Annotated in this window: 33 protein-coding genes and 2 pseudogenes; 24 read left to right on the top strand and 11 right to left on the bottom strand. The window is 34.6% G+C overall.

The features are described 5' to 3' along the window. Positions 1–47: 47 nt before the first annotated feature. Entirely contained in the window at positions 48–428 is a 381-nt protein-coding gene (locus GHD00_RS12150) for a hypothetical protein (protein WP_163538442.1), read from the top strand. Between the two features lie 555 nt (positions 429–983). Here GHD00_RS12150 and GHD00_RS12145 read toward each other — a convergent pair. From GHD00_RS12145 to GHD00_RS12135, 3 genes are all read right to left on the bottom strand, one after another. Next, positions 984–2000, bottom strand: coding sequence for an aldo/keto reductase (locus GHD00_RS12145; RefSeq protein ID WP_163538441.1), 1017 nt, complete (start codon positions 1998–2000; stop codon positions 984–986). 69 nt (positions 2001–2069) lie between these two features. Further along, positions 2070–2960, bottom strand: coding sequence for an NAD(P)-dependent oxidoreductase (locus GHD00_RS12140; protein ID WP_163538440.1), 891 nt, complete (start codon positions 2958–2960; stop codon positions 2070–2072). A gap of 18 nt (positions 2961–2978) precedes the next feature. Further along, entirely contained in the window at positions 2979–3845 is an 867-nt protein-coding gene (locus tag GHD00_RS12135) for an NAD-dependent epimerase/dehydratase family protein (protein ID WP_163538439.1), read from the bottom strand. 175 nt (positions 3846–4020) lie between these two features. Here GHD00_RS12135 and GHD00_RS12130 point away from each other — a divergent pair, with 175 nt between their 5' ends. Continuing rightward, positions 4021–4338: a winged helix-turn-helix transcriptional regulator gene (locus tag GHD00_RS12130; protein WP_163538438.1), complete on the top strand. Its 318-nt coding sequence runs from the start codon at positions 4021–4023 to the stop codon at positions 4336–4338. A 95-nt stretch (positions 4339–4433) separates the two neighbouring features. Beyond that, positions 4434–4595, top strand: a pseudogene (locus GHD00_RS12125) (DUF3892 domain-containing protein); the annotation flags it as partial. A gap of 148 nt (positions 4596–4743) precedes the next feature. On the opposite strand, the gene GHD00_RS12120 reads toward GHD00_RS12125, so the two are convergent. After that, entirely contained in the window at positions 4744–5112 is a 369-nt protein-coding gene (locus GHD00_RS12120) for a VOC family protein (RefSeq protein WP_163538436.1), read from the bottom strand. 657 nt (positions 5113–5769) lie between these two features. Here GHD00_RS12120 and GHD00_RS12115 point away from each other — a divergent pair. The 6 genes from GHD00_RS12115 (at position 5770) to GHD00_RS12090 (ending at position 11224) form a co-directional block, all read left to right on the top strand. Next, on the top strand, positions 5770–6078 hold the full coding sequence (locus tag GHD00_RS12115) for a DUF3888 domain-containing protein (protein ID WP_276208278.1): 309 nt from the start codon (positions 5770–5772) through the stop codon (positions 6076–6078). Positions 6079–6316: 238 nt separating this feature from the next. Beyond that, positions 6317–6796 carry a hypothetical protein gene (locus GHD00_RS12110; RefSeq protein WP_163538434.1) on the top strand — a complete coding sequence of 160 codons (480 nt, stop codon included), beginning with the start codon at positions 6317–6319 and terminating at the stop codon, positions 6794–6796. A 195-nt stretch (positions 6797–6991) separates the two neighbouring features. Next, positions 6992–8131: an MFS transporter gene (locus tag GHD00_RS12105; protein WP_163538433.1), complete on the top strand. Its 1140-nt coding sequence runs from the start codon at positions 6992–6994 to the stop codon at positions 8129–8131. Between the two features lie 128 nt (positions 8132–8259). Further along, positions 8260–8769, top strand: a complete 510-nt coding sequence (locus GHD00_RS12100) for a hypothetical protein (protein ID WP_205600755.1) — start codon at positions 8260–8262, stop codon at positions 8767–8769. A gap of 963 nt (positions 8770–9732) precedes the next feature. Next, a complete protein-coding gene (locus tag GHD00_RS12095) occupies positions 9733–10326 on the top strand; it encodes a DUF421 domain-containing protein (protein ID WP_163538431.1) in 594 nt (197 codons plus the stop codon). 340 nt (positions 10327–10666) lie between these two features. After that, positions 10667–11224, top strand: a complete 558-nt coding sequence (locus tag GHD00_RS12090) for a hypothetical protein (protein WP_163538430.1) — start codon at positions 10667–10669, stop codon at positions 11222–11224. Positions 11225–11640: 416 nt separating this feature from the next. On the opposite strand, the gene GHD00_RS12085 is transcribed toward GHD00_RS12090, so the two are convergent. The 3 genes from GHD00_RS12085 to GHD00_RS12075 all read right to left on the bottom strand — a co-directional run bounded on the left by GHD00_RS12085 (position 11641) and on the right by GHD00_RS12075 (position 14594). Next, positions 11641–12174 carry a DUF2179 domain-containing protein gene (locus tag GHD00_RS12085; protein WP_163538429.1) on the bottom strand — a complete coding sequence of 178 codons (534 nt, stop codon included), beginning with the start codon at positions 12172–12174 and terminating at the stop codon, positions 11641–11643. A gap of 254 nt (positions 12175–12428) precedes the next feature. Beyond that, a complete protein-coding gene (locus tag GHD00_RS12080; protein WP_163538428.1) occupies positions 12429–13700 on the bottom strand; it encodes a hypothetical protein in 1272 nt (423 codons plus the stop codon). 738 nt (positions 13701–14438) lie between these two features. After that, the gene (locus tag GHD00_RS12075; protein ID WP_163538427.1) at positions 14439–14594 is read right to left on the bottom strand and encodes a hypothetical protein; all 156 of its coding nucleotides are present in this window, start codon (positions 14592–14594) and stop codon (positions 14439–14441) included. 211 nt (positions 14595–14805) lie between these two features. Here GHD00_RS12075 and GHD00_RS12070 point away from each other — a divergent pair, with 211 nt between their 5' ends. Continuing rightward, positions 14806–15276 (top strand): hypothetical protein, encoded by a 471-nt coding sequence (locus GHD00_RS12070; RefSeq protein ID WP_163538426.1) that lies wholly within the window; start codon positions 14806–14808, stop codon positions 15274–15276. A gap of 124 nt (positions 15277–15400) precedes the next feature. On the opposite strand, the gene GHD00_RS12065 is transcribed toward GHD00_RS12070, so the two are convergent. Continuing rightward, positions 15401–15799 (bottom strand): ArsI/CadI family heavy metal resistance metalloenzyme, encoded by a 399-nt coding sequence (locus GHD00_RS12065; RefSeq protein ID WP_163538484.1) that lies wholly within the window; start codon positions 15797–15799, stop codon positions 15401–15403. A gap of 66 nt (positions 15800–15865) precedes the next feature. Continuing rightward, on the bottom strand, positions 15866–16174 hold the full coding sequence (locus GHD00_RS12060) for an ArsR/SmtB family transcription factor (RefSeq protein WP_163538425.1): 309 nt from the start codon (positions 16172–16174) through the stop codon (positions 15866–15868). A gap of 276 nt (positions 16175–16450) precedes the next feature. Here GHD00_RS12060 and GHD00_RS12055 point away from each other — a divergent pair, with 276 nt between their 5' ends. The 3 genes from GHD00_RS12055 (at position 16451) to GHD00_RS12045 (ending at position 17610) form a co-directional block, all read left to right on the top strand. After that, the gene (locus GHD00_RS12055) at positions 16451–16879 is read left to right on the top strand and encodes a hypothetical protein (RefSeq protein WP_163538424.1); all 429 of its coding nucleotides are present in this window, start codon (positions 16451–16453) and stop codon (positions 16877–16879) included. Between the two features lie 161 nt (positions 16880–17040). Beyond that, positions 17041–17343, top strand: a complete 303-nt coding sequence (locus GHD00_RS12050) for a hypothetical protein (protein WP_163538423.1) — start codon at positions 17041–17043, stop codon at positions 17341–17343. An 84-nt stretch (positions 17344–17427) separates the two neighbouring features. Continuing rightward, positions 17428–17610, top strand: coding sequence for a hypothetical protein (locus GHD00_RS12045; protein WP_163538422.1), 183 nt, complete (start codon positions 17428–17430; stop codon positions 17608–17610). Positions 17611–17663: 53 nt separating this feature from the next. Here the strand turns inward: GHD00_RS12045 and GHD00_RS12040 are convergent, their stop codons facing one another. After that, positions 17664–18158, bottom strand: a complete 495-nt coding sequence (locus tag GHD00_RS12040; RefSeq protein WP_163538421.1) for a L,D-transpeptidase family protein — start codon at positions 18156–18158, stop codon at positions 17664–17666. Between the two features lie 593 nt (positions 18159–18751). Between GHD00_RS12040 and GHD00_RS12035 the strand changes: the two genes are divergently transcribed. From GHD00_RS12035 to GHD00_RS11995, 9 genes and pseudogenes are all read left to right on the top strand, one after another. Then, positions 18752–19228 (top strand): DUF2975 domain-containing protein, encoded by a 477-nt coding sequence (locus tag GHD00_RS12035; protein ID WP_163538420.1) that lies wholly within the window; start codon positions 18752–18754, stop codon positions 19226–19228. 10 nt (positions 19229–19238) lie between these two features. Then, positions 19239–19460 (top strand): helix-turn-helix domain-containing protein, encoded by a 222-nt coding sequence (locus GHD00_RS12030; RefSeq protein ID WP_163538419.1) that lies wholly within the window; start codon positions 19239–19241, stop codon positions 19458–19460. 233 nt (positions 19461–19693) lie between these two features. Further along, positions 19694–20212: a DUF2243 domain-containing protein gene (locus GHD00_RS12025; protein ID WP_163538418.1), complete on the top strand. Its 519-nt coding sequence runs from the start codon at positions 19694–19696 to the stop codon at positions 20210–20212. Further along, positions 20190–20975 carry a cytochrome c oxidase assembly protein gene (locus tag GHD00_RS12020; RefSeq protein WP_163538483.1) on the top strand — a complete coding sequence of 262 codons (786 nt, stop codon included), beginning with the start codon at positions 20190–20192 and terminating at the stop codon, positions 20973–20975. Before GHD00_RS12025 ends, GHD00_RS12020 begins: the two co-directional genes overlap by 23 nt. A 474-nt stretch (positions 20976–21449) precedes the next feature. Further along, positions 21450–21617: a hypothetical protein gene (locus tag GHD00_RS12015; RefSeq protein ID WP_163538417.1), complete on the top strand. Its 168-nt coding sequence runs from the start codon at positions 21450–21452 to the stop codon at positions 21615–21617. Next, complete coding sequence (locus GHD00_RS12010; RefSeq protein ID WP_163538416.1) at positions 21610–21945, top strand: type II toxin-antitoxin system PemK/MazF family toxin; 336 nt, start codon at positions 21610–21612, stop codon at positions 21943–21945. Before GHD00_RS12015 ends, GHD00_RS12010 begins: the two co-directional genes overlap by 8 nt. Before the next feature lie 237 nt (positions 21946–22182). Further along, a pseudogene (locus tag GHD00_RS12005) lies at positions 22183–22431 on the top strand (aminoglycoside 6-adenylyltransferase); the annotation flags it as partial. A 183-nt stretch (positions 22432–22614) separates the two neighbouring features. Further along, positions 22615–23442 carry a hypothetical protein gene (locus GHD00_RS12000; RefSeq protein ID WP_346427644.1) on the top strand — a complete coding sequence of 276 codons (828 nt, stop codon included), beginning with the start codon at positions 22615–22617 and terminating at the stop codon, positions 23440–23442. A 166-nt stretch (positions 23443–23608) separates the two neighbouring features. Continuing rightward, entirely contained in the window at positions 23609–23794 is a 186-nt protein-coding gene (locus GHD00_RS11995; RefSeq protein WP_163538414.1) for a hypothetical protein, read from the top strand. 61 nt (positions 23795–23855) lie between these two features. Here GHD00_RS11995 and GHD00_RS11990 read toward each other — a convergent pair whose 3' ends face one another. Next, positions 23856–24332: a CotY/CotZ family spore coat protein gene (locus GHD00_RS11990; protein ID WP_163538413.1), complete on the bottom strand. Its 477-nt coding sequence runs from the start codon at positions 24330–24332 to the stop codon at positions 23856–23858. Between the two features lie 1034 nt (positions 24333–25366). Here GHD00_RS11990 and GHD00_RS11985 point away from each other — a divergent pair. After that, complete coding sequence (locus GHD00_RS11985; protein WP_163538412.1) at positions 25367–25702, top strand: hypothetical protein; 336 nt, start codon at positions 25367–25369, stop codon at positions 25700–25702. A gap of 78 nt (positions 25703–25780) precedes the next feature. Next, positions 25781–26707, top strand: a complete 927-nt coding sequence (locus GHD00_RS11980) for a hypothetical protein (protein ID WP_163538411.1) — start codon at positions 25781–25783, stop codon at positions 26705–26707. Positions 26708–26999: the final 292 nt, after the last annotated feature.

The raw sequence follows: 26999 nt of genomic DNA, 5'->3' as shown, positions 1-26999 counted from the left end.
ATTTAATAGCTTGTTTCTATCTTGTTTGAAGGAGGAAGATATTTTTAATGAAAAAAAATCTACTGTTCATGTTAACTTTATTTATTATTATTATTGTTGCAGGTTGTTCTTCAGAAAAAGAACAAGCGATTGACAAATTAAAACCAAATATAAAGGATACATATAATGTTGTTATTTTTACAGAGAATATGCCATCCCAAGAGTTCCAAGATAGTGTTGGGGACATTGATGTGTTATGGGAAGTGGAAGAAGGTAAAGTTCAATCATTCTCTTATCAAATTTTGTATGAGGGAGAAGAAAGAGTGATTGATTATGAGGCTATTTTAGAAATAGAAACTTACCCTCAAATAGTTGTATTGGATCATAATGGCATCGCTCTGCAAACCAATAAACTTGATAAATTGCAATCATTCTTAGAAAACTTATAAGGGATGCAAGAGTTTTCATTTTCGGTCGTTCTTGGATGATAACATCATAGGGGTGAAATAACTTTGGCGGACATCCATTCCTTTATTTGTGACAAAAAAGGTGTATTTAGGTGACTGACGGACATTGGTTCCTTTATTCAGCGAAAAGACATTCGTATTCCAAAGGTTTTGAGCATATAACGTACCTGATGTCCACACCCGCTTCGAAAAAGACTATTTTTTAGAAATAAGGTACTCAGTGTCCGTTCTCTTATATGTATCTCTTTCTCAAAGTAAGATTGAAATTTATGTAGAATAGCAGAGGATTGCCCTATTCACATTGATGGTGGCGAGAAAATTGTGACAAAAGAAGAAGTCGTAATGGATAGAGGGAACTGGCAAAAGAGCAAAGCAATTATATGACCGAATGAAAGAATACTAGGCGGAATCATATATACAATTTGTGGAAAACCAATGGATCATGACTTATATAGATAAAGTTCAAGTTTTAGAAAGGGACAGGTATTCTGTCCCTTTAAATTTGCTTCGGAACAAGGAACCTGTCCCCACGTCCCTTTATTCTCTGCCTTTTGTGCGCTGATTTATTGCATCGGTATTATAAGGATAACTTACAAACAATTCACTCGCTTTATTTAAGCGTTCTAGTTGATCATTTGTTAAAGACCATCCAGCAGAACCTAAGTTAGCTTCAAGCTGTTCCATTGTACGTGCACCGATAATTGGGGCCGTAACACCGCGGCTGTTTAGAAGCCAGTTGATTGCTGCCTGAGCTGGAGTCTTACCCGCTTCTTCTGCAACACTATATAACGTATCTAACAAATTCCATGTAAAATCATTATTGTACTTATCCCATGTCTCACTATAACCTTTTTCTTCCGCAACAGATATACGAGAATTTTCTGGTGGCTTGACCATGTCACGGGTAAATTTTCCGCTTAACCATCCACCGCGAAGAGGACTCCATGGGATGACGCCTAATCCTTCATTTTCACAGACATCAATTAATTCGTATTCGGTAGCACGACATAGCAAATTGTATTGAGGTTGCAGGCAAACAAACTGTTCCCAACCTTTTTGTTTACTTAAGTCTATTGCTTTTTGAAGCTGCCAGCCTTTAAAGTTACTTGCTCCAATGTAACGTACAAGGCCCTCGCGAACAAGATCATTTAATGTGCTTAAGGTTTCTTCTAAAGGTGTTCGAGGATCCCATGCGTGAACCTGATAAAGATCGATGTAATCGGTTCCAAGGCGGCGTAAGCTTTCTTTAACACCGGAGATAATATGTTTTCTGCTTAGTCCAACATCATTTGGTCCTTCACCCATAGGGAAACGAACCTTTGTTGCAACAACATAGTCATCACGATTTTGGTTCTTTAACCACTTACCGACGATTTCTTCAGAAACACCACGAGTATAGACATCGGCAGTATCAATAAAATTTCCGCCTTCTTCAACATAACGGTCTAAAATGCTGAAGCTATCTTTTTCACTCGTTTCACGACCTAATGTCATCGTTCCAAGACAAAGCTCACTTACTCGTAAACCCGTTTTCCCTAGATAGCGATTTTCCATTGATTCATCACTCCTATAATAATATTTAATGTAAACCTGATAGTATTAAATGAAACCTTTTACAATGGTTTAATCCTTTTTCACTTCGATTCCTGCTAATTCTTCATAACATTTTATTACTGCGCTCATATCTTCGGCCCCATATCCTTTAGCTCTTGCCATTTGAAACATTTCTTTTACTAAGGATAAAACAGGGGTAGGCAGTTCAAGTTCTTTTGCAACATCAGCTGCTAATCCTAGATCTTTATAGATAAGATCAGTCATAAAATGAGGAGAGAAATCTCTATTTAATACTTTCGGACCTTTATTATCCGCCATCCCGCTTCGAGCACCACCGCCGCTGACGACTTTTATAAATAGCTCAGGATCAACCCCAGCTTTTGCTGCCATCGTTATGGCTTCTGAGAAGGATAATAGATTAATAGCACCCATCGTATTATTAGCTAATTTCGTATAGGAACCTGATCCATTTTCTCCCATGTAATAAGCTTGTTTCCCCATTACATAAAATAGAGGTTCACATTTTTCATAAATTTCTTTCTTTCCACCAACCATAAAAGTTAAAATACCTTCAATGGCTTGAGGTTCACTACCTGTAACTGGTGCATCTAACATTTCAATTCCCTCGTTTAAAAGGTTATCTGCTACTTTTTTACTTGTATTCGGTGAAATTGTACTGCTATCGACAACAATTAAGCCGGCATGTATTCCTTTAATAATGCCTTTTTCTCCTAAATAAACTTCTTCAACAGCCTGATCCGCAGTTAGCATAGTGAAAACAATGTCGCTTTTTTTAGCAACTTCTTCAGGTGAGGATGCGATGAATGCTCCTTGTTTTCCAAGGGAGTCGGCTTTATGTCTCGTGCGATTATACGCAATAACTTTATAGTCGTTTTTTAATAAATGTCCTGCCATTGGAAGGCCCATTGTACCTAATCCGATAAAGCCAATTTTATTCATTTCATTAGCCTCCTTACTTTATTTTGTGTTAACTGATTCTACTTGAACGTAGCTTCTCCATGAATGAACAGGTTGCCAGTTAAGTAGTTCTTTCGCTTTTTTATTGCTTAATAGGGTTTCAAAGCCATCAATTTGTCCACGAATATCTGTTACATTTGGGAATACCTTTGCCATTAATTCTTTACTTTTAATATCCATGCTCGTTTCATCAGCAGCAATGTTTAATGGAACTGCCCCTAATCCATCTGTTTCAACAGCTAAACGAAATGCACTGGCAGCGTCTCGCGTATCAATATAGCTCCATAGAATTCGCTTTCGTTGTTCTGGATCATGGATAAATCCAGGGAAGTTGTCGTACATTTCAGGCGAGATGACGTTTCCTAATCGCATGGAAACGACTTGCATTCCTGTTCTGTTATGTATCATTTCGGCAGTTTTTTCATTTGCAATCTTAGACAGTCCATAGCTGTCTTGTGGTAATTGAGGGTGTTCTTCATCCATTGGAACATATTGTGGTTCCAGCTCATTTATGGCAAAACAAATACCATAGGAGGATTCACTAGAAGAGATGACGGCCTTTTTTATTCCTAAATTGCCGGCAGCTTCAAGAATGTTATATGTAGACATCACATTATTTTGAAACGTTACCTCATTAGGATGGGAATAAGCTACTGGAATCGCAGCAGTGTGTACAACTGCATCAGCATCCGCTAATACCCCGTAAACTTCACCAAGGTTTGTTAAATCTGTGATTACGGTCTTACATAATGCTTCTTTTGGCTGTTTTATATCTGCATTTACTACTTCATAACCATGATCTAAAAACTCTTTAATCACCCATGGACCAAGACGGCCGCTTCCACCTGTTACAACAACTTTTTTCATTCATTATCCTCCTCATTCAGTCTATTGTTTATTAAATAAATTAATAATCTTGTATTTTTAGTATAAATAGTAAAAGCATTCATTTAAAGTACTGAATTATTTTTGATATAATAAAAAATAGGTTATCTAATATAAAATTTATAGTAACTATCATTAGGATGGGGGAGGAATTTAAGTGGAAAATGTAGTAGAACAAAAAGTTGAATGTTCCATTGAAAAAGCACTTAATATTATCGGGGGAAAATGGTCATTTCTCGTGTTGCGAGAATTATTTGAAGGGACGAAACGATTTGGAGAATTACAAAAAAAGATTCATAACATTAGTCCAAAAGCATTAACAGATACGTTGCGTCATTTGGAAAGGAATGAAATCGTTATCAGAAAGGCGTATCCAACCGTACCTGTAACGGTTGAATATTCATTAACTGAAAAAGGGCATGCTTTACATAAAATCATAAAAGAAATGAAGTTATGGGGAGCTCAATGGGCGTAATATAAAGGGGCTGTCCCAATTCCCTGAAACCAAAATTATATGTAAATAAGTGTGTGTCGTACCGTTATATATTTTAAAAAATAGGCATAATAGAAAATACCGGACAAGTCGTCGATTATAAACAAGCGCAACAAATGGCAGATAACGATGAGATTGAAAACGTCAATACCTTTAAAGTGCGGGATGGAGATAAGCATTTACGTAGCGATGCTGATGGTGACCCGAGCAATAACTTAGATAATTTGCCACCGTTTTAACATTTAAAAAGAGCCCCATTTGGGAGCTCTTTTTATCTATTACCTTCTCTTTATTCGAACTTATTTTTTTAGATGGAGACACTCTCGCTTAATCACTTTGGCGATTGAAAAAAATCCCTCTTTTTCGCTCTCTTTTTGCTATATTCACTTATCTCTCAACCAATTCTAGCTTCTCACCATTCGGTCCCTTGAAAAAGGCGATTTTAACTGTATCATTAAAAATGCTTCGAGGTTCTTCATCTACTAATTTAACGCCCGCTTCTTTAAAGCGTACGAGTTCAGCTTCAATGTTTTCAACAGTAAAGGCCAAATGGTTCACGATTCCTTCGTTTTCAACCGGGCCGCCGTAGACAAGTTCAACCTCTACACTTGGCTGCTCTGGGAAAAACAAAAAGGCAAGCTCAACAGTGTCATTTAACCACTCTCTTTTTCTTAATTCTAAACCGAGGATGTTTTGATAAAACGCTAAAGACTCGTCCATGTCATTGACCATGATCCCCACATGTTCCATTTTCATATTGCATTCCTCCTGACAGAAAATTTTATGTATCGTACTATCTTCTATTATAGTCTGTATTTGACTGTTCCGATAGCGAAAAATTTATTTTTATAGAATATTCAAAATTTTTTAAAATTACCAGAATTGATAATTTAGCAGGGAACATTATTAGTTTGTGAAATAGCTAAAGGGTGGCGAATACTTAACAAGTAGATCGGCAATCGTGGCGATAAGTGTCATTTTCATTATATTTCTTATTGATTTGGTATTTATTCAGCTGTTAAGTACCAAGTTTATTAGATCTAGTCTTGATTTTGGTACTTATCACCGTTATAAGTGTCATTTTTGGTTGTGTGGTGATTCATTTTGGTACTTAATGGTGGTTTAAGTACTATTTTGACAAAGTACTTTTTTATTTCCGTATAGGAAAGCATAAATTGTCAGCAAGGAAGCAATTTTGACGTAGTGGACAATTTTAGTAATATAGATAAGGGCAACTACGTCTCTGACTTCACCAAAGGCTCGTCAATCGACGAGTTTTCTTTATGGTACTTACCTTGTGATGGTCAGTCAATTGAAAACACATTAACAGGGAATTTAAGTCCCTTTTTTCAACACGAAGAATAAGTAACCTTCTTTATTGAATAAATGTAATTATGCTAAATAGCAGAATTATTGAATAAACTAATAAAATCATCTCAACTGTCCCATTATAAAGTTGAGGTGAATTATTTAGAATCAATTACAAATATGGTTGAAAGACCTTGGTATCGTGGTTTTGAAAAAATATTAAAAATTGATAACGATGAAAAGAACAATGTTTTTGTTGTAACTGTCCAAGTTCAAACTTACGAAGGTGCTCATAATCCGCCGTATGGTGAAGAAACGATAACTTTTCGAATAAAAGGTAGCGATATCGAGCTTGTTGATTATAAACATAGAGACATTCCTAAAGAGGAATTGAGAAAGCTGAAATTACGTTAGCTCTTACATTTTCTTTGAATGCCAATAAACACATAATAGGATAGCTGAAATTACAGAGGGCAATGAACAGAATTGATGAATATATTGACCAACTGGTAGACTTAGTAAAAAAAGCCATAAATAAAAGATAAGGTTTTCTGAAAATCGAACTCATAAACAAAAATAATGATAAAAATCAGATATGTATGTGTGGAAAATACCGCGGAACACTAATCAAAAAGGTTTTGGAGGGTTTATGATGAAACGGTTGTTATTACTATTGATTATGTGTTTTGCTTCAATGATTTTACTTGGGTTTGATTCAAATGACACTAACCTTAAATTAAAAGATGTAGAGGTTACCATTATTAAGTCTGAACGAGTGTTACGTTATGATTTTACAATAAAAAACCAAGGCAAAAGTAGAGTTGGTGGTAATCAAGATTATCCAGGACACCATCATTTAAGTTTAAACATTGCTGTAAGACCAAATTCCAGTTTAGCCGATCATATGGAAATGGAAAAAGACACTAAATACAAAAAGATGGTCTATAGGGGTGGTGGCGGAAGTGTAGTTTTAAAACCGGGAGAAGAAGGTCAATTCCATGCAGAATATCAAATGAAAATAAAAGAAAGTCAAGATACTGATTTTGAAAATGTTAAACAAAAGGCATTGGATGGAACTTTAATTATTATGGATGGTGTAAAGGTAATGGCAGAAATTCCTCTAAATAAGTAAAGTTTTTTTCTTAAAGACTGCAGCAAAAAGTAGCCTTTCTTTAATCCACTAAAGAGATGCAATTAAACAAGAGGATCGTCTATCGTGGCGATTCTCTCTTTTGATCTTTACGTTCTCGACAGGAAGCTAAATATTAACCTTAAAAACATACAAAATGGTAAAATAAGGGGAATCACATAAAAGTAGGTGGCATATTTGCAGAGTATTGGCAGTTTTTTTAACAAGTATGGAATTTTATTGATTGCACTTATTTTTTTTACAGGTATGGCGGGTACACGACCATTGGTGCCGTTACTATCTGATCAATTACAAGCGAATAAAGCAGAGATTGGTGTTATTGTCGCTCTCTTTGCGCTGCTTCCTTTTTTCTTTGCTATTAAGATGGGGCAGCTAGTTGATCGAATAGGTTATAAGAAACCACTAATAATCAGCGCATTCTTTACTGCAATTGCGTTAAGCTTACCTCTTTTTTTACCAAGTTTATTCTTTATTTACATATCTCAAATCATCGTTGGTATTTCTCATACCGTATTTGCTGTTTCTGCTCAAACATCTGTTAGTCACACAGGGAATAAAAATGAAGGTATTATGATTTTTAGTATTGGAGTTGCATTAGGAAGCTTTACAGGACCAATGTTGGGTGGAGTCATTGCAGATATTTGGAGCTATCCCGTTGCCTTTGGATTCTTATCCTGCTTTGGTCTACTTGCTAGCATTCTTTCTATATTTATCAAAGAAAAAGCCGCAACCAAAAGTTCCAAACAACATCCTAATTTACTTCACTCTCTCCGACTACTAAAAATTAAAAATTTGAGAGTCGCTTTTTTAGTTAGTGTCCTTATTTTGTTAGGAAAAGATATGTACACTGCCTATTTTCCATTATTAGCTCAGGAGTATGGACTATCTAGTTCAACGATAGGATTGATTGTTTCTCTAAATGCATTGGGTGGTATATTTATTCGTTTTTTTATGTCTAAGTTATCTGACAAATATAGTGTAAAGAAGATTATGCTAGCTTCTATATTTGCTTCAAGTGTTTTATTTATCCTATTACCGTTCTTTCATAGTGCCCTATTATTAGGAATGTTATCCTTCATTCTTGGACTTGGGTTAGGGATTGGGCAGCCATTGTCGATATCAACAACCGTTGAGGCCTTACCTGAGGAACGAGTGGGGGAAGGATTGGGATTAAGGTTAACAGGTAATCGCTTAACACAGCTTTCCGGACCAGTCCTTTTTGGAGGTATTGCACAAATAGCAAGCATAGCAAGTGTATTCTGGATATTAGGTGTTGTGGTGTTGTTAGGTGGTTTGAAGGTAAAACTATCTAGGTAAAAGTGATAATACTTAGGAATAGGGGGGGACGTGCTATTTTTATAACGAAATATTATAAAGGTTTACTTGTTGCACTTATTATCGTAGTTTTAGTTTTTATAGGCTATTCCCAATATAAAGATAAAAAAATGTACGAAGCATATATCTCAGTAAGTGTTAAAAATGATATGCAACAATTAGTTAATGCAATTGTTGATAGTCAAAAAATATATGAAAATATATTAGATGAAGAAGTCATAACTAAAGGAGATGCTTACTTTCTAGCAAACAATAGCGGTAGTGTGATGAAGCTTTATCAAAAATATGATGGTCTAGCGAAAAGGTTTGAACATTTAGAGCACGGAACTACACAAAATACAACCGCTGGAGTTGCTCAAGAAATAAGTGCTTTTTTTGGTGAAATGATTAGAGAGGAAAGTATAGATAGTAGTAACTTGGATGAGATAAAAATCGAACTTAATGATGATATGAAACAAAAAGTTATGAAGTTGAAAGAATTGAATTCATTATGGGTAAGTTCGGTAAAAAACAATGTATTCGGTGTAACGGATAAACAAGGTGATTTAGTCTTTAATAGACAGCAGTTTCGAAACCATTACGATGAATACAGTTTATCTGATGATTTTTGGGTAATTTAGTTGTTGATTTTGATAGTGATACACAAAAATACTTACACGATAACGGTTTGTTCGATATTGAAAATGTCTTATTCAATTAACAGGCGTCAAGAAGGGGATTATCAATCTGATCGTCTTTTTCAGGTATGAAAAATCAATTGTGGTTTTTGGGATATAGAAGTGTTGATATAATGCAGCAGGTAAGCAGGAAATAATATGCACGTGTTATAACTTAGGGGGGAGTTGTTGTGTTAATTATCTTAGTGTTTATTTTAGGAATGTGTTCCCTCTTCTTTTTTGTATTTTTCTACAAAATGGAGGTTAACAAACGAACTTTTTATAATCAGATATTTTTTTCCATCATTGTTCTTTCCATAATTAATGCTCTTTATCTTGATCCAATTTTAAACGAAGGTAAAAGGATGAAATACTTAGGGGTATTAACAATAAAGCATTCAGAAGTTGAATTCATTTTTTATATTTCCTTAATTCTCGCTTTAGTTTCATTAGCTGGGTATATATTTTCAAAACCAAAATGAAATTTACAAACAAAAATTTTTATGCTAAAAGGTGGCGTATCTGCAACAAGCAAATACGCTTTTTTTACTGAATGGCAATTTACGTGAAGAAATATTATTTGAGATGATTGTTATTGAACTTAAGAACGGGGGTATTATCAAATTAGAAATTGGTAAAGAGATTTATCACGAAAATGGTTTGGCTTGTAAAAGCTTGTTAATGAAATACGAATATGAGACTTGTTACCAAAATTAGCCATCTCTTATTGCAAAATAGGTGCGATTCTTCAATTAGAGGAATCGCTTAATTATTTAAAAAAGAAGAAAACTGTGTTAAAAAGAGTGTTATGTCAACTTGCGATTTAAGAAAATCACCCATAAAATCGGGGGCCTGGCATGAAAAATTTAAAATCTCCTTATAAATAAATTTTTGTAACAAATGATATAGGGGTAAGGAGGTATTATTATGCCAGGTTGGATACAGGCAATTATTTATTTTTCTGCGGCACTTATTTTGTTGAGATTTGGTGGGAAACGAACAATTTCTCAAGCGACACCCAGTGAAGTAGTTATTATGATTGGAATTGGTACCGTTTTAGTTCATCCGTTAAAATCAGAAGATCCCTGGATTAGCGTTTATCATGGCATGTTGATTGTTCTGGGTGTTATTTTGGTTTCCGTTCTGCAAATTTATATTCCAAAGGTTCAAAAATGGGTAATGGGTGAGCCGCTACTTGTTGTGCAGAATGGAGAAGTCTTACATAAAAATTTGAAGAAAGCTCGAATTACAGAAGATGAATTAAAGATGAAGTTAAGAGTAAAAAAAATAAACGATATAACGAAACTTAAATCAGTCACATTAGAAGTGAGTGGTGAAATAGGGTTGGAGTTATTAGATCAACCAGCTACACAGAAAGATATCGATGACATCAAAAGAGCAATTGAGATGATTGGGCAAAAAGTAGGTGCACCAGTTACTTTTAATTCGCGATCCAGCGATCTTAATCAAAATCTTTTTAACCAGGTGGAAGAAGTACAGGAAAAAGACCCGCTTCAATGAATGTTGCTGATGTTAGTGTTATACATTCTCTTAGTGAGTTGGGATTTCTTTTTTGCTGCGGTCGGCGGACATCTGTTCCTTTATTTGTATCAAAAAAGGTGTTTTTAGATGACTAATGGACATTGGTTCCTTTATTCAGAGAAAAGGCATTCGTTTTTCCATATGAGCATATAACGTACCTGATGTCCGAAACCTCCTTCGAAAATGTTATTTTTCTAGAAATAAGGTACTCAGTGTCCGTACTAACGCAGCAGGGCCAAATTATGCCAAACATTCATCAATATATTCCTTGTATTAGTGTCCAAGTTATGGAAATGCTAAAAATAAAAGGAGGCTTATTATGGAATATAGGGAGTATTGGGAACAGATTTATGGCAAGAGCGAAGAGTTAAATTCGTTAATATCATCTTATTGGAGTAATTACTCCAACTTAGGAACTTGGCAATTTTGGATGGTAGTTTCTTTATTAATATTTCCCTTGATCTTGCTCTACTTTACCGTAGATAGAAAAAGAATATTTGAGCTGTTCTTCTTTGGTTATACTGTTCATATGCTTTGGACATACATGGATATTGTACTCGAAAGGTACGGCTATTTCGTTCACACATATTTTCTTACACCAGTATTACCTATGGCACTAAATATGACTGCTTCAGCACTTCCGGTAGGCTTCTTACTTATATATCAATATTGTTCTAATAATAAGAAAAACTTCTATTTATATACTATAATATTAAGTGCAGGATTTGCATTTGGTTTTGCTACGATAGAAGTCCATTTAGGATTGCTGGAATTTAATAAAGGATTGAATAATTTCTACATTTTCCTCATCGATATAGTAATAGCGTTTATTTCTTTTTGGTTTACAAAATTTATTAGAAGAATCGTAAATAAATAGCTGTTCAAAAGGGACAAGAGCTAAAAAGACAGTCATCAAATGATCGTCATATTGATTGGAATACTAATATTGAACTGAAAAGATCTCATGTGCTGCGGAAGCAGGTTAATTTAACTACAAGAATGTTAAAGTGACGTTAATCTAAAAAAAACGTTCTTTAGTTCCTGATCAGAATTTATATCGTGTTACAGTTGAAGTAAATTCGTCGTAGATACCACGATTAGGAAGATAGATAAGCGCAACTACGTCTCTGACTTCGCCAAAGGCTCGTCAATCGACGAGTTTTCTTTACCGTATCAGAATGTATAAATGGTCAGCAAGGAAGAATACTCGACGTAGTAGACCATTTTAGGAAGATAGATAAGAGCAACTACGTCTCTGACTTCGCCAAAGGCTTGTCAATCGACGAGTTTTCTTTATAGACTTTTCTTTTTCTTTGTTCTTTTCATCGCTTTTAATAGATAGCCCCCTTTAAACCTACGTGGTTCATATGAAATGATAAATGCATGCGGCTCATATTCTTCGATCATGTGCAATACTTTTTCTTCCAAGCTTCTTTTTGTCAAAATCTGAAGCTGGTAACGTACACTATCTTTTCCCATTCCTTCAAATACGGTTACTCCGAAGCCATTGTTCCGAAGAGTTGAAACCAGGTCAGTATTCATATTCATTAAGTTAACAGTAAGAGTTGTATATCCTAAAGCCAATTTATTTTCAATGTAATTTCCTAAAAAGATTCCCGCTGCAAAACCCAAGGCATAAACAAGCATCTCTGGAATACTTTGCTCACCGCTTAGGACAATGGATAAACCAAATACATAAATTAAGGCTTCTAGAAATCCAAAAATAGAAGCAAATACGCTCATATTCTTAACAACAAAAATAATTCGAAGAGATAATGTTGGTACTAATATAATTTGTAATAAAAAAATTAAAAGGATGCTAGACATTTGTGAACCCTTTCTGAAAAGATATAGTTCTATATATGATTATCTTTATATTTACCAAAAATGAGAAATTAATGTACGGGCTCTTGTCTCAAAGATGGGAATAGTTAGATTGATTATGGAAATATCACTGATTAGACATGGAACTTCACCATTTACTAATGTCTCGTGATGTTCCCATATTAAATAAATCACCACTACATTTGGTAGTGGTGATGATATACTCATTTTTGTGAGGCAACTTTTTAGGGAAATCTTTATCGATTGGTTAAATCTCTCCATTCTCGATAGCTGTGATAAGTAATACCTTTAAAACCAATCGCCTTTAAATCTTTATAATAATCTCTTACTAAGGCGAGTTCTTTTTCCATTTCGAGATTCGTTTTGTCATCAAAGCTTACATAATCTAAATAATGTGGCTTTAGTTCAACCCCAATCTCTACTTTTGGCGAATTCGCATATAACACTTCATTTTCAGATAAAGAAGTGATGCTATTGGATCCTAACGCTGTATTTCGATAAGCCATCACCGTTACATAATCATTCATATCAATCATTTTTTGATAAAAGCCTGGATAATACGGCTCCACACTTGGTCCATCTGTCCAAAATGGCAAATCAGTACCTACAGTAAATCCAAACTCCTTCGCATACTGAATATATTCTTGTACGGAATTTGCCCATTGTTGTACAGCATCTGCACGATCCTGATCCCATTCATCCAGTACATGGGGTTCAATATCAAAATGAATCCCAATGAATTTTCCATCCGCTGGAGCATTTTCGTTATACTCTCTCACTAAATCCATTCGATGTTTCCCATCCGGAATATTAGCTTCAAGCCCCCATTGAGGAGCTCCCATTAAGGCATGGACTTTCATCCCATTTTCTGTCGCCTTTTGGATGAAATAAGGATAGCTTTCTTTAATTAGCGGATTAAAATGCAAGTAAAGATTATCAACGTGGTGTTGGACTAAAAAGTTAATGGTTTCATCAGGCGTTTCAGAGACGGCGGTACGATCCCAGATCCAGACATTCTTCTCTGTTTTATATTCATGGATAGCATCTTGTATGGATTTAGTGTAATCCTTGAACTTTTGCGTTTTGGCAGCTTCAGATAGTGATAAGAAAGAAGTTAGGTTACCGTCAGTAAAAAAAGCTTTGCCTTGTGCTTCTGTATAAGTAATAGAAACGTCTGTGGTAGAACTTTGATTGGTTCCATCTGAATCCATATTAACGGCAAAGCCATTCATTTCTAAATGTTTTTTTACAACATTTTTTAACTCTAAGTTGTTCCCGCTAAGGTACGTAGTTGGAGTACTTCCGCTTATGCCTTGTATAGTAACAAGGGTTGAAATGTCTTGACTCTTTTTTGTATCTGCTCCAATCTCAGTTGCAGAAGATGTAACATCTCGAACAGCATAGTGATTATAAATATCTTCACTTGAAGCTTCTGCGATCAGTGATGAAGTTGGAAGGAAGATTCCATCTTCTTTTCCGTTAATGAATACGTCTGATTGATAATCCATATATGATAACTCCCAACAACTTTCACATATAACTTCATTTTGCGTATATATGGCACTCTCCCCAAAAACTTTTGAACCCAAAAACAAACCGACGAAGAACAATATGATCAATAAAGCTATTGACCATTTTTTAATGGATGTCATCTTTGATGTAACTCCTTTATTTTTTATTTTTACATCTGGTATATCGAACGAATCAATCTATTTCTAAAGGTAAAATACAATAATCGTTCGATATACCTAAAACTGACGAGGTTATAAATTGTAGGTAAACGCTTTCAATGAAACCCTTAAAGATATTGTTAAACATAGTATGAAACCATACATATCAAATTTCATGATTAAACTTACAATGACTTAGGATATTTATAGTATGATTAATACTCTAGGAATGTTCGGCATTCTGATATTTTTGGAAAATTGGTGGAATATAATTAATCGATAATTATATATTGAAAAGGGGAATAAATTTATGACGGATTAAAATCAAAGTACGAACAATTTTAAGTGAAGTGCTTTTTATGAAAAAAGCAAAACGTTATTTTTAAAAATAGCTGTTATTTTTTTGGAGTTAACTAGTTGCCCTTATATATATGCCACGGTGAACAATCGTCCGTAAGACCCCCACTTTCAGACTTCGAATAATGAAAGAAGTATAAGTGGGGGAGAACGGACGCTAGCACCCTGATAAGTTTCGCTAACCGTCAAGGGGAAGTCTCTCTTCATCTTTAGTGGTTTTTAATCACGCATTGCTCCAGCCTCTCGTGAAGTCATTGCACCTTGTCCTTCCCTTACATCTCTTTGAATTTGTTGTTTTACTTTTTGTGCATCCGTTCCAAAAGCTTTTGGTTTCTTAGTACCTAAGTTTTCTTTAGCTTGTTGATCTTCACGCATACAAATCCTCCTCCATTTAATGTGAAACAATTATATTATTTACAACAAACACTTGGTATATCCCGATAATTAGGCAATTTTCTTTATGCAACAAACGAGTTTAAATTATGTGGTAAAATATCCCATGAAACGCATTAGGATTTCATTTCGTCTAATAGATAGGGCAACATTTAAGTTCAGTACTTGATTTAACTAAAGTGTAGGTGAGTAGATGGTGTTCATTACTTTGGCTGTTTTGTTAGTCGTATTCTTTGTTTTATTAATGGGTGTGGGTGGAAAGCAATTAAATAAGTTTAATGATGAGGAGGGGGAAGTTGTGATTAGGCAAGTGTATTATTATGCTGTGGCATTTATTACTTTGGTTATGGTTATTGGTGGTGGTGTGTTTGCTTTTATGGCAGTCGCAGACTATGTATCACCGAATACTTATATCGAAACATTTGAAGAGTATAAAAATATGAGAGAACATCAACCAAAAGTCGAAAATAGTGAAGATGAAACAGAAGATGTCAGTGAAGAAGAACTAAGAAGACAATATGATGCGATGGTGGAACAGCGAACGGAAAGTAACAAACAACGTGCTTTAAATAGCTTTGTTAAAAGTTTAGGATGGATTATTATTCCGCTTCCTATCTTTATATTCTTCCAACGCAGAATCAACCGGGAGAAAGGAAATAAATAAATGATATAAAAATAGAAGCAAAAACTGATTTCATTGTGAATAATTGTAACTTAAGTTAAAAGCAGGCTAATTAAAAAAATGGTAAAAAAACAAACCGATTCCAAAAATCGGTTTGTTTAACGTATTAACTGCAACAGATATTAATGGCGTCAACTTCTGTATCTTCTTTGGTGTAGAAAAATTCCCATTCATGTCCATCTGGGTCAGTAATCCAAAATTTATCTTGTCTCGCATAGCAGCACGTTGTATCATTCTCATCTCGTGAAAAGAATCCTAGCTTATCTAGTCTATCTTTTTGCTTTTTTAATTCTTCTGTGTTCGAAATTTGGAAACCAAAATGATTGATATGGTTCCCTTCCACACGTTCAACGGGGCGCAATGTGAAATTTAGACCTGGATCTTCCAATAGAAACTTCGCATAATCCGCTTTCACCTTTACAGGGTCTGCGCCAAATAACTTCGAATAAAAAGAAATAGATGACTCTAAGTTTGTGACATTTAAACCAATATGGATATTCATTATTCTGAATTCCTCCTAATGGATTATTTTATATCAAATTTTTTTGATGTATTCACCAAAAAAATTTGTTTAACAAGTAGGACGAAACAAACAACATAATTCAGGTGACAATAAGTGATTAACCTGCATTTGATTCAATTCATAATAATTCCATTTCCCTTTTTTTTCTTGTGTAATAAGATCCACATCTAATAAGATTTTTAGATGATACGAAAGTTTAGATTGGGTCATCTCCATAATCTCACAAAGATCGCATACGCAAACTTGACCACGAGAACATAATTCATTCAATAGTTTTAAACGTTTTGAGTCAGCCAATGCTTTAAAAGCATTCGCATAATGTTCAAATGTATATTCATTGACAGCTATAGTTTTCATATACCTCACCTTATGTACATCAAATATTTTAGATGTAATTAACTTTACACTAAACTGGAAAAAATTGCGAGTAATATATCGAAAAAAATTGATGCGTTAGGTGCTTTATTTAACGGAGAGCGCGACAAGTTCTGTCATAAGCGAATTCATCGAGAAAGCAAAAGGGTCAGCTGCTGTTGATTCGCTTTTCTTACCAATTGAAGCAGGATAATTTAATAGCTGTATGGATAGACTACCACTAAATTTTCCTAAATATTAAACAGGTGTGTATATAAAATGAAGAATTTAATATATCTACTTAGAGAAAATAACGTGTACTATTTAATCGCACTTATTATTGTATTTGTTTCATTAATCGGTTCGGCAATATGGACAAGTGTATCATTAATATGGGGGCAACGACTTTTAATAGTTTGTCTGAGTACCATGATTTATCTAATGGTGTTTCTTGGTGTTAATCCCATCATAAAAGGAATGAGTCTTACATTAATACCTAGTGCAATTATAATTATTTTGCCTGAATTGCTTAAATTAATTCCTACCGACATTTATGAACAATGGATTTCAATAGATACTGCAAGGGGAAGAGGCCCTGTTAGTTTATTTGTCTTTGTGGTACTTGGCATCGTAATAAAATTGTCAAAAATTAAACCTTATATAAAAAAACTTGCAGAACAGGAAGATGTAAAACATCGAAAAAAATAATTTTGTAAGTAGGTTGCTTGAATTGAAGAAAAGGAGTTTATGTAGAAAACATATGACCAAATAAAATAAAAAAAAGGTAAGTGAAAGTCTAAGAGGATGGCACGAATAATTATAGTTTTATGCTTTTTTCAGCCAGGATGATTTAATTGGAGGTGAATAAAGTGGATAGCCTTAAACTAATCATTTTCTTAATAAGTATAAGTTCCATTGTTTTAGCAGGAACATTGTCTGTTTATTGGTTTCAATTTACAGATGAAGGAAAGAAATTCTGGAGAACCAAAATAAAAAGGATAAATATGGAAGAACTTCAAGAAGAAGAAAAGGCAGTAACTTTTTCGGATTTACGTGGCTTAATAAAGGTTATAAAAAGCAGCTCTACATTATTAAAGTTATGGCTGTTTTTTTATGCTTTGTTTTTCTTATCGCTAGTGGCTATGGTTTTATTCGCGGCTCTTACTAAATAGTTAAAGAATAAGCAGCGGTCCTTTTTTACGATGAAGCAGGATTGTATAATTATTTACCTAAACAGCAGAGGAGAGGGCTATGTTTTGAAGAGAGCAATAGGAAGGTTTTTACTTTATTTTGTAGTATGGTTTTTCTTGATAATGCTTTTTGGGGTAATATTCAAACCTTCAGATATAGTGTTTGAAGGAATAGTTAGGGCATTAGTTATCTCTTCTGCTTCTGCTTTTGCAATGGTTTTTGTAGAAAGGTTAACTGCAAAAAAATAATTGCAGTAAAAACAAAGCTAAAAGTGTATAGGTTATCTATACACTTCAGGAAATTATGGGTGGATGGTGACTGGTGTTCCGATTGGAATAATACTCGCTAATTCCTCCACATCACTATTATACATCCGAATACAACCTTTAGACACAGCTTTACCGATTGAACTTGGGTCATTTGTTCCGTGGATTCCATAATGTTGTTTGGATAAGCTCATCCACATTGTACCATATGGACCTCCAGGGTTAGGAGCTTTGTTAATAATAATAAAATTTCCAATCGGTGTATCATTCAGCATTCTTCCAACAGCAATGGGATATTGTCTTTGCTGAACTCCATCCTTTAGTAATCTGAGCCATCGATTGTTAATAGAAACATCAATCTGGTATGGAATGGTACTAGGTGACGGGAAACCTGGAATAACAATAGATTGGCCGGGATATATCAGGTTGGGGTTAATAGATGGATTAGCACGGATGATTTCGTTTAGTGGTGTTCGATAATCTAATGATATCTGAGTTAGGGTTTCACCGGATTGAACTTTATGAATCATTTGAAACACCTCCATAGGGTATATAACTTAATACATTGTATGTAGAATATGAAAACTGTTAATCTGTCATTCTCTATGAATTGAATATGGCAAAAATTATTTCTATTTTTAGTTGGGAAAAGCATTTCTTTGTAATGAAGTGGCGCGAAAAAGCTAAATAGTGGCTCGAATCACCTGATTTTTGGCTCGAAACCGGAAGATTGTGGCTCGAAAAGCAAAAAAAGTGGCGCGAAAACACCAAATTGTGGCGCAAAAGTTTTACCACAGACACAAGTCGTCGCACACATCCGAGCTCTAACATAAAAAAAGACCAGAAAATGCCTACAGGCAGTTTCTGGTCTTTACCACTTTTCTTAAGGGATTATTTTGCTGAGACTTTCTGCCTGAGTAGCCAGAAAGCCTTGATAAAGATCCATAGGAAAAGTCTTTCGTTAATAGGGATTAGTCGATTAATCTTTTTTCTCCGACGCCGTAGTGGCGTTTCTTTAATGTATTATAATAAATATATAGTTAAAATCAATAATTATTTATTGATAATCGATAAATAATGTATTAAAATCAAATTACTAATAATTTTAGGAGAGGTGCTTGTTATGAAAAAAGGAACTACTTTGTTTTTAAAAATAACTGTTTTTCTAATAGGACTTCCAGTTCTTGCTTTAAGTTTATTTGGGTTATATTTTTTAGCTAATAACCCTGTGAATCCAGATTATGCCCATATACTATATCCAATTTTAATAGGTATGTATATATCAGTGATACCGTTTTTCGTTGCATTGTATCAGGCTTTTAAACTTTTAAGCTATATTGACAAGAACCAAGCTTTCTCTAAATTGTCTGTTAAAGCCCTAAAGAATATCAAATTCTGTGCAATGATAATCTGTGGTTTGTATGTGGTGATAATGCCATTTGTTTATCTCGTAGCAGAGCTAGATGATGCACCAGGTCTCATCATAATCGGAATGGTCCCTGCTTTTGCTTCGATGGTAATCGCGGTATTCGCCGCTGTTCTTCAAAAACTTTTACAAGAAGCGATTCATATAAAAGCAGAAAATGATTTAATAGTCTGAGGTGAATAAAATGGCGATTATAATCAATATTGATGTGATGTTGGCGAAAAGAAAAATGAGCGTTACGGAGCTATCAGAGAAGGTTGGAATCACGATGGCTAATCTTTCTGTTTTGAAAAATGGGAAGGCAAAAGCCATTCGATTTTCTACTTTAGAGGCGATTTGTAAGGCATTGGATTGCCAACCAGGGGATATTTTAGAGTACAAAAGTGACGAAGAAACTCAAGGATAATCAAAAACAAACTGGTTGTGAACTGTATCTACAGTCATGTTCCTTTCTTAATTCGTTTATAATGCGTTCACATCTTCTTCAACCACAGGAACATCTCCAAAATTAATCTTCGGTAGTTACTTCTCCAGCATCATTGACAAGGTGTAGTAAATGAGGGGGTTCTGTAGATGTTTATCAGGAGAAGTATGTGGAGAAAATGAATGATATGTATGATCTAAACATAGGAGAAGAAGATGGCTGTTAAAAATGGAAATTCAAAAAATAATTCAAATTATATGAATAGCTCTAAGTACAAAAGTCGTAATCTATGGTCGGGCTTTCTGTTTGGAATTGGTTTGGCTGCCTTTATAGATGAGACCATTTTTCATCAACTATTGCGTTGGCATCATTTTTATGACAAGTCTACAACCGATATTGGACTAATCTCTGATGGACTGTTTCACGCTTTTAGTTGGTTTGCGACCATTGGGGGATTGTTTATTTTAGCTGATCTCCGAAGACGAAATGCATTGTGGCTTAGAAGATGGTGGGGAGGATTGCTGCTCGGTGCAGGTGGATTTCAGTTATACGATGGTACAATCCAGCATAAACTGATGCGGATCCATCAGATTCGTTATGTAGAAAATGTATTTGTCTATGATCTCATATGGAATGTATTAGCTGTTTTGATGATCATAGTCGGTCTTAGCCTTATTTCTCGTACTCGTAGTAGACGACAACCGGGAAAGGCTGTCTCACATGAACGTTCATAATCACGTAATGGGGTTAATACCTCAGCTACTCTTTGCACTACTGATTTTGTTGGCTTTGGTTTTGTATTTTCTTGCTGTAGTGGTTTCTAATAGGCGTTACAAGTCATGGCCGATATACCGTACTGTTTGTTGGGTTTTTGGAGTTTTCTTCGCTACTATTGCAGTTGCAGGCCCCCTAGCTAATCGTGCCCATGTAGATTTTACAGCGCACATGTTTGGTCATTTGTTTTTAGGGATGCTTGCTCCATTGCTGATGGCACTGGCTGCGCCTATGACGCTTGTGCTCCGAACGTTAAGCGTTCCCTTAGCAAGACGGTTTTCGAGGGTTTTAAGGAGTTGGCCATCGCGAATGTTTACGCATCCAGTTGTGGCATCCTTCCTAAATATAGGTGGGCTTTGGTTATTGTATACTACCAACCTATACTTGCTTATGCAAGAAAATATCCTTTTGCATCTGATCGTACATTTCCACGTTTTCTTGGCTGGTTATTTATTTACAGTGTCTATAATCTATATTGATCCAATACCTCACCGGATTTCTTTCTTGTACCGTGCAATCGTATTAGTTGTTGCCTTAGCAGGACACGGTATCTTATCCAAGTACATATACGTTGAACCGCCTCCTGGCGTGCCTGCAGCACAAGCAGAAATAGGAGCAATGCTCATGTACTATGGTGGGGATATCATCGACATTGTTATTATCTTTATACTTTGCTTACAATGGTTTAGAGCAACCCGCCCTCGAATAGAAATATCTATTTAATGTTAAAATGGTTTCGAAGAGTTTTTTTATTAGGCATTTATAGGGTGTGGAATAAGTAATGAAAATATATTGATCTTCAACTAAAGGATTGCTTATTTTAAATAAGTAAGAGCAGCTGTTGATCCGGCTAAAGAAGCAAGTTAGTAGAAGACTGGATTTATAAACCGATTTTTAGAACTTTGTAACATAAATGGTTTTTATTCAGTTGTTAAGTACCAAGTTTATGAGATCTAGTCTTGATTTTGGCACTTATCATCGTTATAAGAGTCATTTTTGGTCGTGTAGTTATTCATTTTGGTACTTAACCTTGTGATATGATCAACAGCTTGGTCAGTTAATTGAAAACACATTAGCAGGGAATTTAAGTCCCTTTCTTCAACAAGAAGGATAAGTACCCTATACGTAAATATTTTATGCAACACTGAATATAAGGTATAATAAGAGTAGGATATTAACTGAGGAGGTATTCAACAAATGTCTAACTCAGAAAAAATCATTGAGGAAATTGACATGTTGAGTGAAAAGGAAAGACAAAAGGTACTCGATAAAATTAAAGAAAAATATATGGCTAAAGATGTCATTTTACTAAGTAAAAGTTTTGATTGGTGGGATAATGAGGAGGATGACATCTATAATGAGTAATAAGATGAAAGTGAAACAGGGCGATGTTTGTTTGGCAGATGTTGTCTTTAAGGGCACCCGCCAAACAAAGCAACGTCCTGTTATTATTGTCGGTAATGAATTAGCTTTGGATATTGATGTAATTATTGCACCTGTAACTAGTCAGCAACCAAGGAATAAATTTGATGTTGTTATTGAATATTGGAAAGAAGCTGGATTGTTAAAGCCTTCTGTTGCCCGAACTTCTAAGATTATTTCTGTACATGGTTCTGAATTGAAACGACATTTAGGTGTACTACATAATCATGACCTTGAAAGAGTATTACATATGTGCAGAAATTTATTTTAAGTAATGGAGCTATTCTTCAGAAGTTGGAGAATGGTTTTTTTGTTGATTAAGAACATAATGGTTAATTGAACTAAATAGCTAAGCTCATTGCTTGTTGTGTTAACAGGGGCTAAAGTGGAACAAGGAGTTGTCGTTGCGGAACTCCTGTTTTGCTTATGAAGCAGTTTAATTAAATAAAGGGAGTGGGAATTTGTTTAAGGCTAATGTAACCGAATTTCTATTTAAGTTTCCACTGGGAATTTAGGGAAGTATTTTAAGGAATACCTTCCAGAATCATATTGGAAGATGTACAAAGAAACTTATTCTAATTCTAATTCTAATTATAAAAATATGTGGGAATCAATATTTATTACTTGTGACTTGTTTAGAATCTTATCTCAAGATGTTGCTGAACATTTTAACTTCACGTATCCAATTGATGATGATAAAAACATGACTAAATACCTTAAAGATGTTATTCTAATGCAACGAGGATATATTAAGTGAATGATATAGCACCCTGCAAAAATAGTAGGGTGCTTGTTCAATTAACGGTGGCGATTGCTGAGTAAGGGCAGTCGCTTATTTTGTTATGGTCAGTATAGTTTTAAAAAGGATAAATCAAATTTTTATTGAATAGTATCTATATATCAATGTACAGGGAGAGTGGGTTTTGAATGTGTGGGATTTGTGAGTAAGCACAAAGAAAGAGATCTAGAATTACCCAAATACCGTAAAAAATTGTTAGATTCAATCGAGAAAGATTTTTTATATGATGATAATGTTCTAGCATTCTTTTACGGTGGATCCATTGGAAATGAAAATACAGATGATTATTCTGATATTGACCTTAGAGTAGTTGTTGTGCCTGAAAAAATAAAGGAATATATTTCAAACAAAAAAACGCGTCCCGGAAATTGGGGAAATGTTCTTTATTATGAAGATGTAAATCCTTTATCAATTTATACTGTTGCTCACTATGATTGTTTTGTTAAAGTAGACACCTTTTATTATGAGCCAGACGATATTCGACCATCTGTTTGGTTGAAAAATATAAAGGTTATAAAAGATACTGATGGAAAGATGGCAGAAATATTAGAAACATCAATGCTCCTTACTTATGAACCGTCACTGAAAGAATTTGAGTTGTGGAGATCTAAATTTTTTGCATATTTACACGAAGCGTATAGAAGAGTTATGAGAAAAGAGTATTATTATGCTTTAAGTTGTATAGATAACTTACGTTTATTAATGTCAACTGCATGGTATATGGATGCGGGAATTCAACCAAATACATTTGGTGATTGGGCTAAATATGAAGGCAAAAGAAGTCAGTTGGAAAGCTGGCAGCAGTCCCTTCTTAAAAGTTGGGAATGTGGAAGAAGCACAGTAGAAATTTTAAATATTATGAAAAGTATTGTGCATGAATTTAAAATAGTTCATAGATCGCTTTGTAATAAATTGGAGATTGAAGAGAACGCTGATTGGTTAAATAAAATTGTAAACATGGTGATATGAATTTAACACTATTGAGCGCATAAAGGAGAGTGTTTTAAAGAATGATAAATTCACAAAAATAATTCTAGCAGGTATTTTGTTATCACTGCTTATTATTGCTTTTAAACCCAGTCCTACTCCGAATTCCACACGTCCAATAAAATTTAACCCACCTTTGGAAGCAAGGGTGCATGCACAAAGGAAACCTATCAAACGTGCTGGTCGTAAAGAAGTGGAACTTGGTGATTTTACGGAGTTTACTGAAGACGAGATAATGGCCACTTTCCGCATGTTGCAGAATCGAATAAAAGAAATATATGTGACAAAGGTTGCGAGCCATGGTGTGGAAAGCCTGGCTCTTTTTTATTTTTAAGATACTCCCCACAATTAGCAAAAAACTCTTTCACCATTACAGCAAAAGAGTTTTTTGAAACTTAAAGTACAGAAACTGCAGGTAAGCAAGTAATAGCACAGAAACAGTTTAAATCAACTGTGATACAGATACCTGTACGTTCAAGGTCTTCTACTTTTCCTAGTTGCTGACAAGGGTCATGGCAAGGATCTGTTTCGTCATCAAAAATAAGCAATTCAAGTACTGCACAGCAATCATCTACTTTATTCACACGGAAAATAAAGCTTTCTACACATTCAAAAGTAGGTGAGCCATTTTGTTGTACTTCAACACCTACACCCTTAAATGGCTTACCTTTTTTATCAAATAAAATAAAAGGTACAGTATCCAAACCGTTACCAGCAACAGGTGAAACTAGGTTTTGAATCGATCGAGCACAGCTAATATCACAATGTTGATCTAACACGTCATCTTGAGCATCTGCGATTGCTTCAACCACATCGCATACACAATTATTATCACGAGCAGGACTTACTTCTTTATTTTTGGTTCTACCCATATTCGCTTCACTCCTAAAAGATTTTAACTACATTAAATAATCTATGTAAAGCAGAAAATGGTGTATAGACGAATGCTGTAGTTTTTTTGCAGAGTTTTTTGCTTGGTAATTATTTAACAATTTCATACTACTATATAGAATAAAATTTGATGGTAAGTTGTTTTCCATTGTTATACATTTTGTGGTAAAATCCAATTTAAGGGAGTACTCGTCCCTGATACGTCCTCACCAACGCTACATAATGGAGACCCTGCAAAGGTGTTGGTGGGGGTTATTGTATAGATATATCCACCACATCTTTAACGGGATGCTTGAGTTTAAAAGAGGGGATTGCTGCTGTGACCCCTTTCTTATTATATTAACGAGCACGTTATCTATAGTATTAGCAATAAAACATTGAAATGAAGCACCGTTTATCTTTGTGTACATAAGCTGAATAAAGACAACGAGTAACCACGCTTGCCATCTTTTTGATCTACTTGTGCCATGAAGTGAGCTACATAAAAATATTAGGTAAAAAAACTCGGCACCCTTGACTTTTTTTGCGGTCGTGGTAATGAGTCCTTTTGGCGGATGGCAAAAATTCAGCCTTTTTGGCTCCATCCGCACAGATAGCGTACCACGACCGATCACTTCTAAGCCTTCAGTGGTCGGGACCCTGCATCCAACCACCGAGAGCTAAGAAGTGGCACGTCAGTCAAGAGCAAGCAGCTATGCTGTGGCTTTATTAAGCAATAACAAACAAGTGGATCTAGCCATCCCCCCCCCTCCAAGTAAAGTCCTATCGTTACATACGTTGAAAACTATAATAACTTACTGCAGATAATACTTCTACAAAGATAGAAAACTAGTGTTTTTACTATCTTTACGAACGTTGAATACGGTGAAAAATCATACTGTAGATAAGGGTGGCAAGAGTGTAACAAGAAGTTGTCGATGCGGCAGCTCCTATTGCGTTAAAGGGCAGAATAGTGGAATAAGAACTTCCACAAAATACAGTTAAATATTTCAGTTTTGAGGAGTGTTAAAAATAAATGAAATGTTTCTGTGAACAAAAGGAAACTTATAATTTAAAAATTGAAGGTGATGTTGGTGCAGACCCAATTTGGTGTAATAAATGCGGTTGTAATTTAGACTTTGGAGAAATTCCAGTTTCAAATGAATTAAAAGATGAACTTATGAGATGGATAATGAAGTACGGGGAATGGATTGACTGGAGTAAAGATAAATTTGTTCCTCATGGGGTTGAACTTGAAGAAAAACACAATCAACTTGGAAGGGAATTAACAGAGAAGGTGAAGAAAGAACTTGGAGAAGATTATGAAGTTATATTTTCTTCTTCAACTATGGTAGAAAGTTATCCACGATAATATTTTTACTAACGGGATGCGATACTTCGATAATGTGTCACCGTTTTTCTTATTGAGGTATCGAGGTAGTAGAGTAGAATGAGAAATATTGCAGTTTGGAACAATAATATTGAAAACAACATTTATAGGAAGTGCATATGTACTATGCTTTATATCATAAATTCAATAATTGTACTTTTTTGGGCAATTTACATAATAAAAAAGGAAAAATATAATTGGCATGGCATTTTATGTACTTACTTTTTTACTTTACTAATAGTTGATGTTCTAGAAATTATTTTTAATCAATTATTATCTTTTTACAAATTTCCCACTTTCCTCTTATCTGATTTCACTAAAGATAATCAGTTAGGGGTGATATTTAGTGATGGTATAATACTACCTCTTACAGCTATAATTTTTTGTCATTACGCTACAAAAAAACAATACTATTGGAGTTTGGCATTTATTTTTACTTTTTTATGGCACTTCCCTTTGGAATGGGTATATCTAAAGTTGGGTTATTTAAAATATGAAAACTGGAGTATATGGTATTCAATGCTGATTTATTTGGCAAGTTTTCGCTTATTTGGACCATATGCTAAAAGGGTGCTGACATATAATCCGCCACTACCTTACTTCATTAGAATTGGGAGTTTTTCATATGGTATTACTGCTTGGATAGGTGCATTATTAGGTGGTACTTTATTTAACTTATATCAATGGCGACCTATGATTTTTAAAAAAGTTGGTGCTGACGATAGGTTTATGGACTTGGGTTTATCTTGGACTTTAGCCTTACTTCTCGCAATTATAATTCCAAAAGCCGTTCATAAATATAGACCTCTTTTGTTTATGGGGATAGCTACCTTAGTATTAGCTTTTGCTTATTTCTCATATTGGCAAAGCTGGCTTATTTACCACAACTGGAACCACTTTTATACTGCCCTACGGTGGTTTTTCCCGTTTATTATAATGGTATGGTATGACCGTTGGGAAACTAAACAAAATCACTTATTGAATTAACGGGTGGCAAGAGTTGAAGAACAAATTGAACCTTAGAAAAAAGTTTGGAAAGTAGGAGAATGGTTTGAAAGTATTTGGTTATCAAAAAGATAGTGAGAATTTAGTGGAATTACAAGAGGTTTCTTTTCAATCTGATATTTAAGAATTAGATAAAATAATCAAGTTTTGACAAAAGGTTAAAGAACAACATAGTATAGGAACTGGTGGAGAAGTAGAGTTAAGTCATTCGTATTTTCGTGATTGGGATGACGAATGGAAGGTTGGTTCAACAGATATTATTGTTGTAACAACA

This window comes from Gracilibacillus sp. YIM 98692 (assembly GCF_010993965.1).
GTDB lineage: Bacteria > Bacillota > Bacilli > Bacillales > Amphibacillaceae > Gracilibacillus.
Note: the sequence above shows the minus strand (reverse complement) of the source record. Positions and strands in the feature narration are given on the sequence as shown.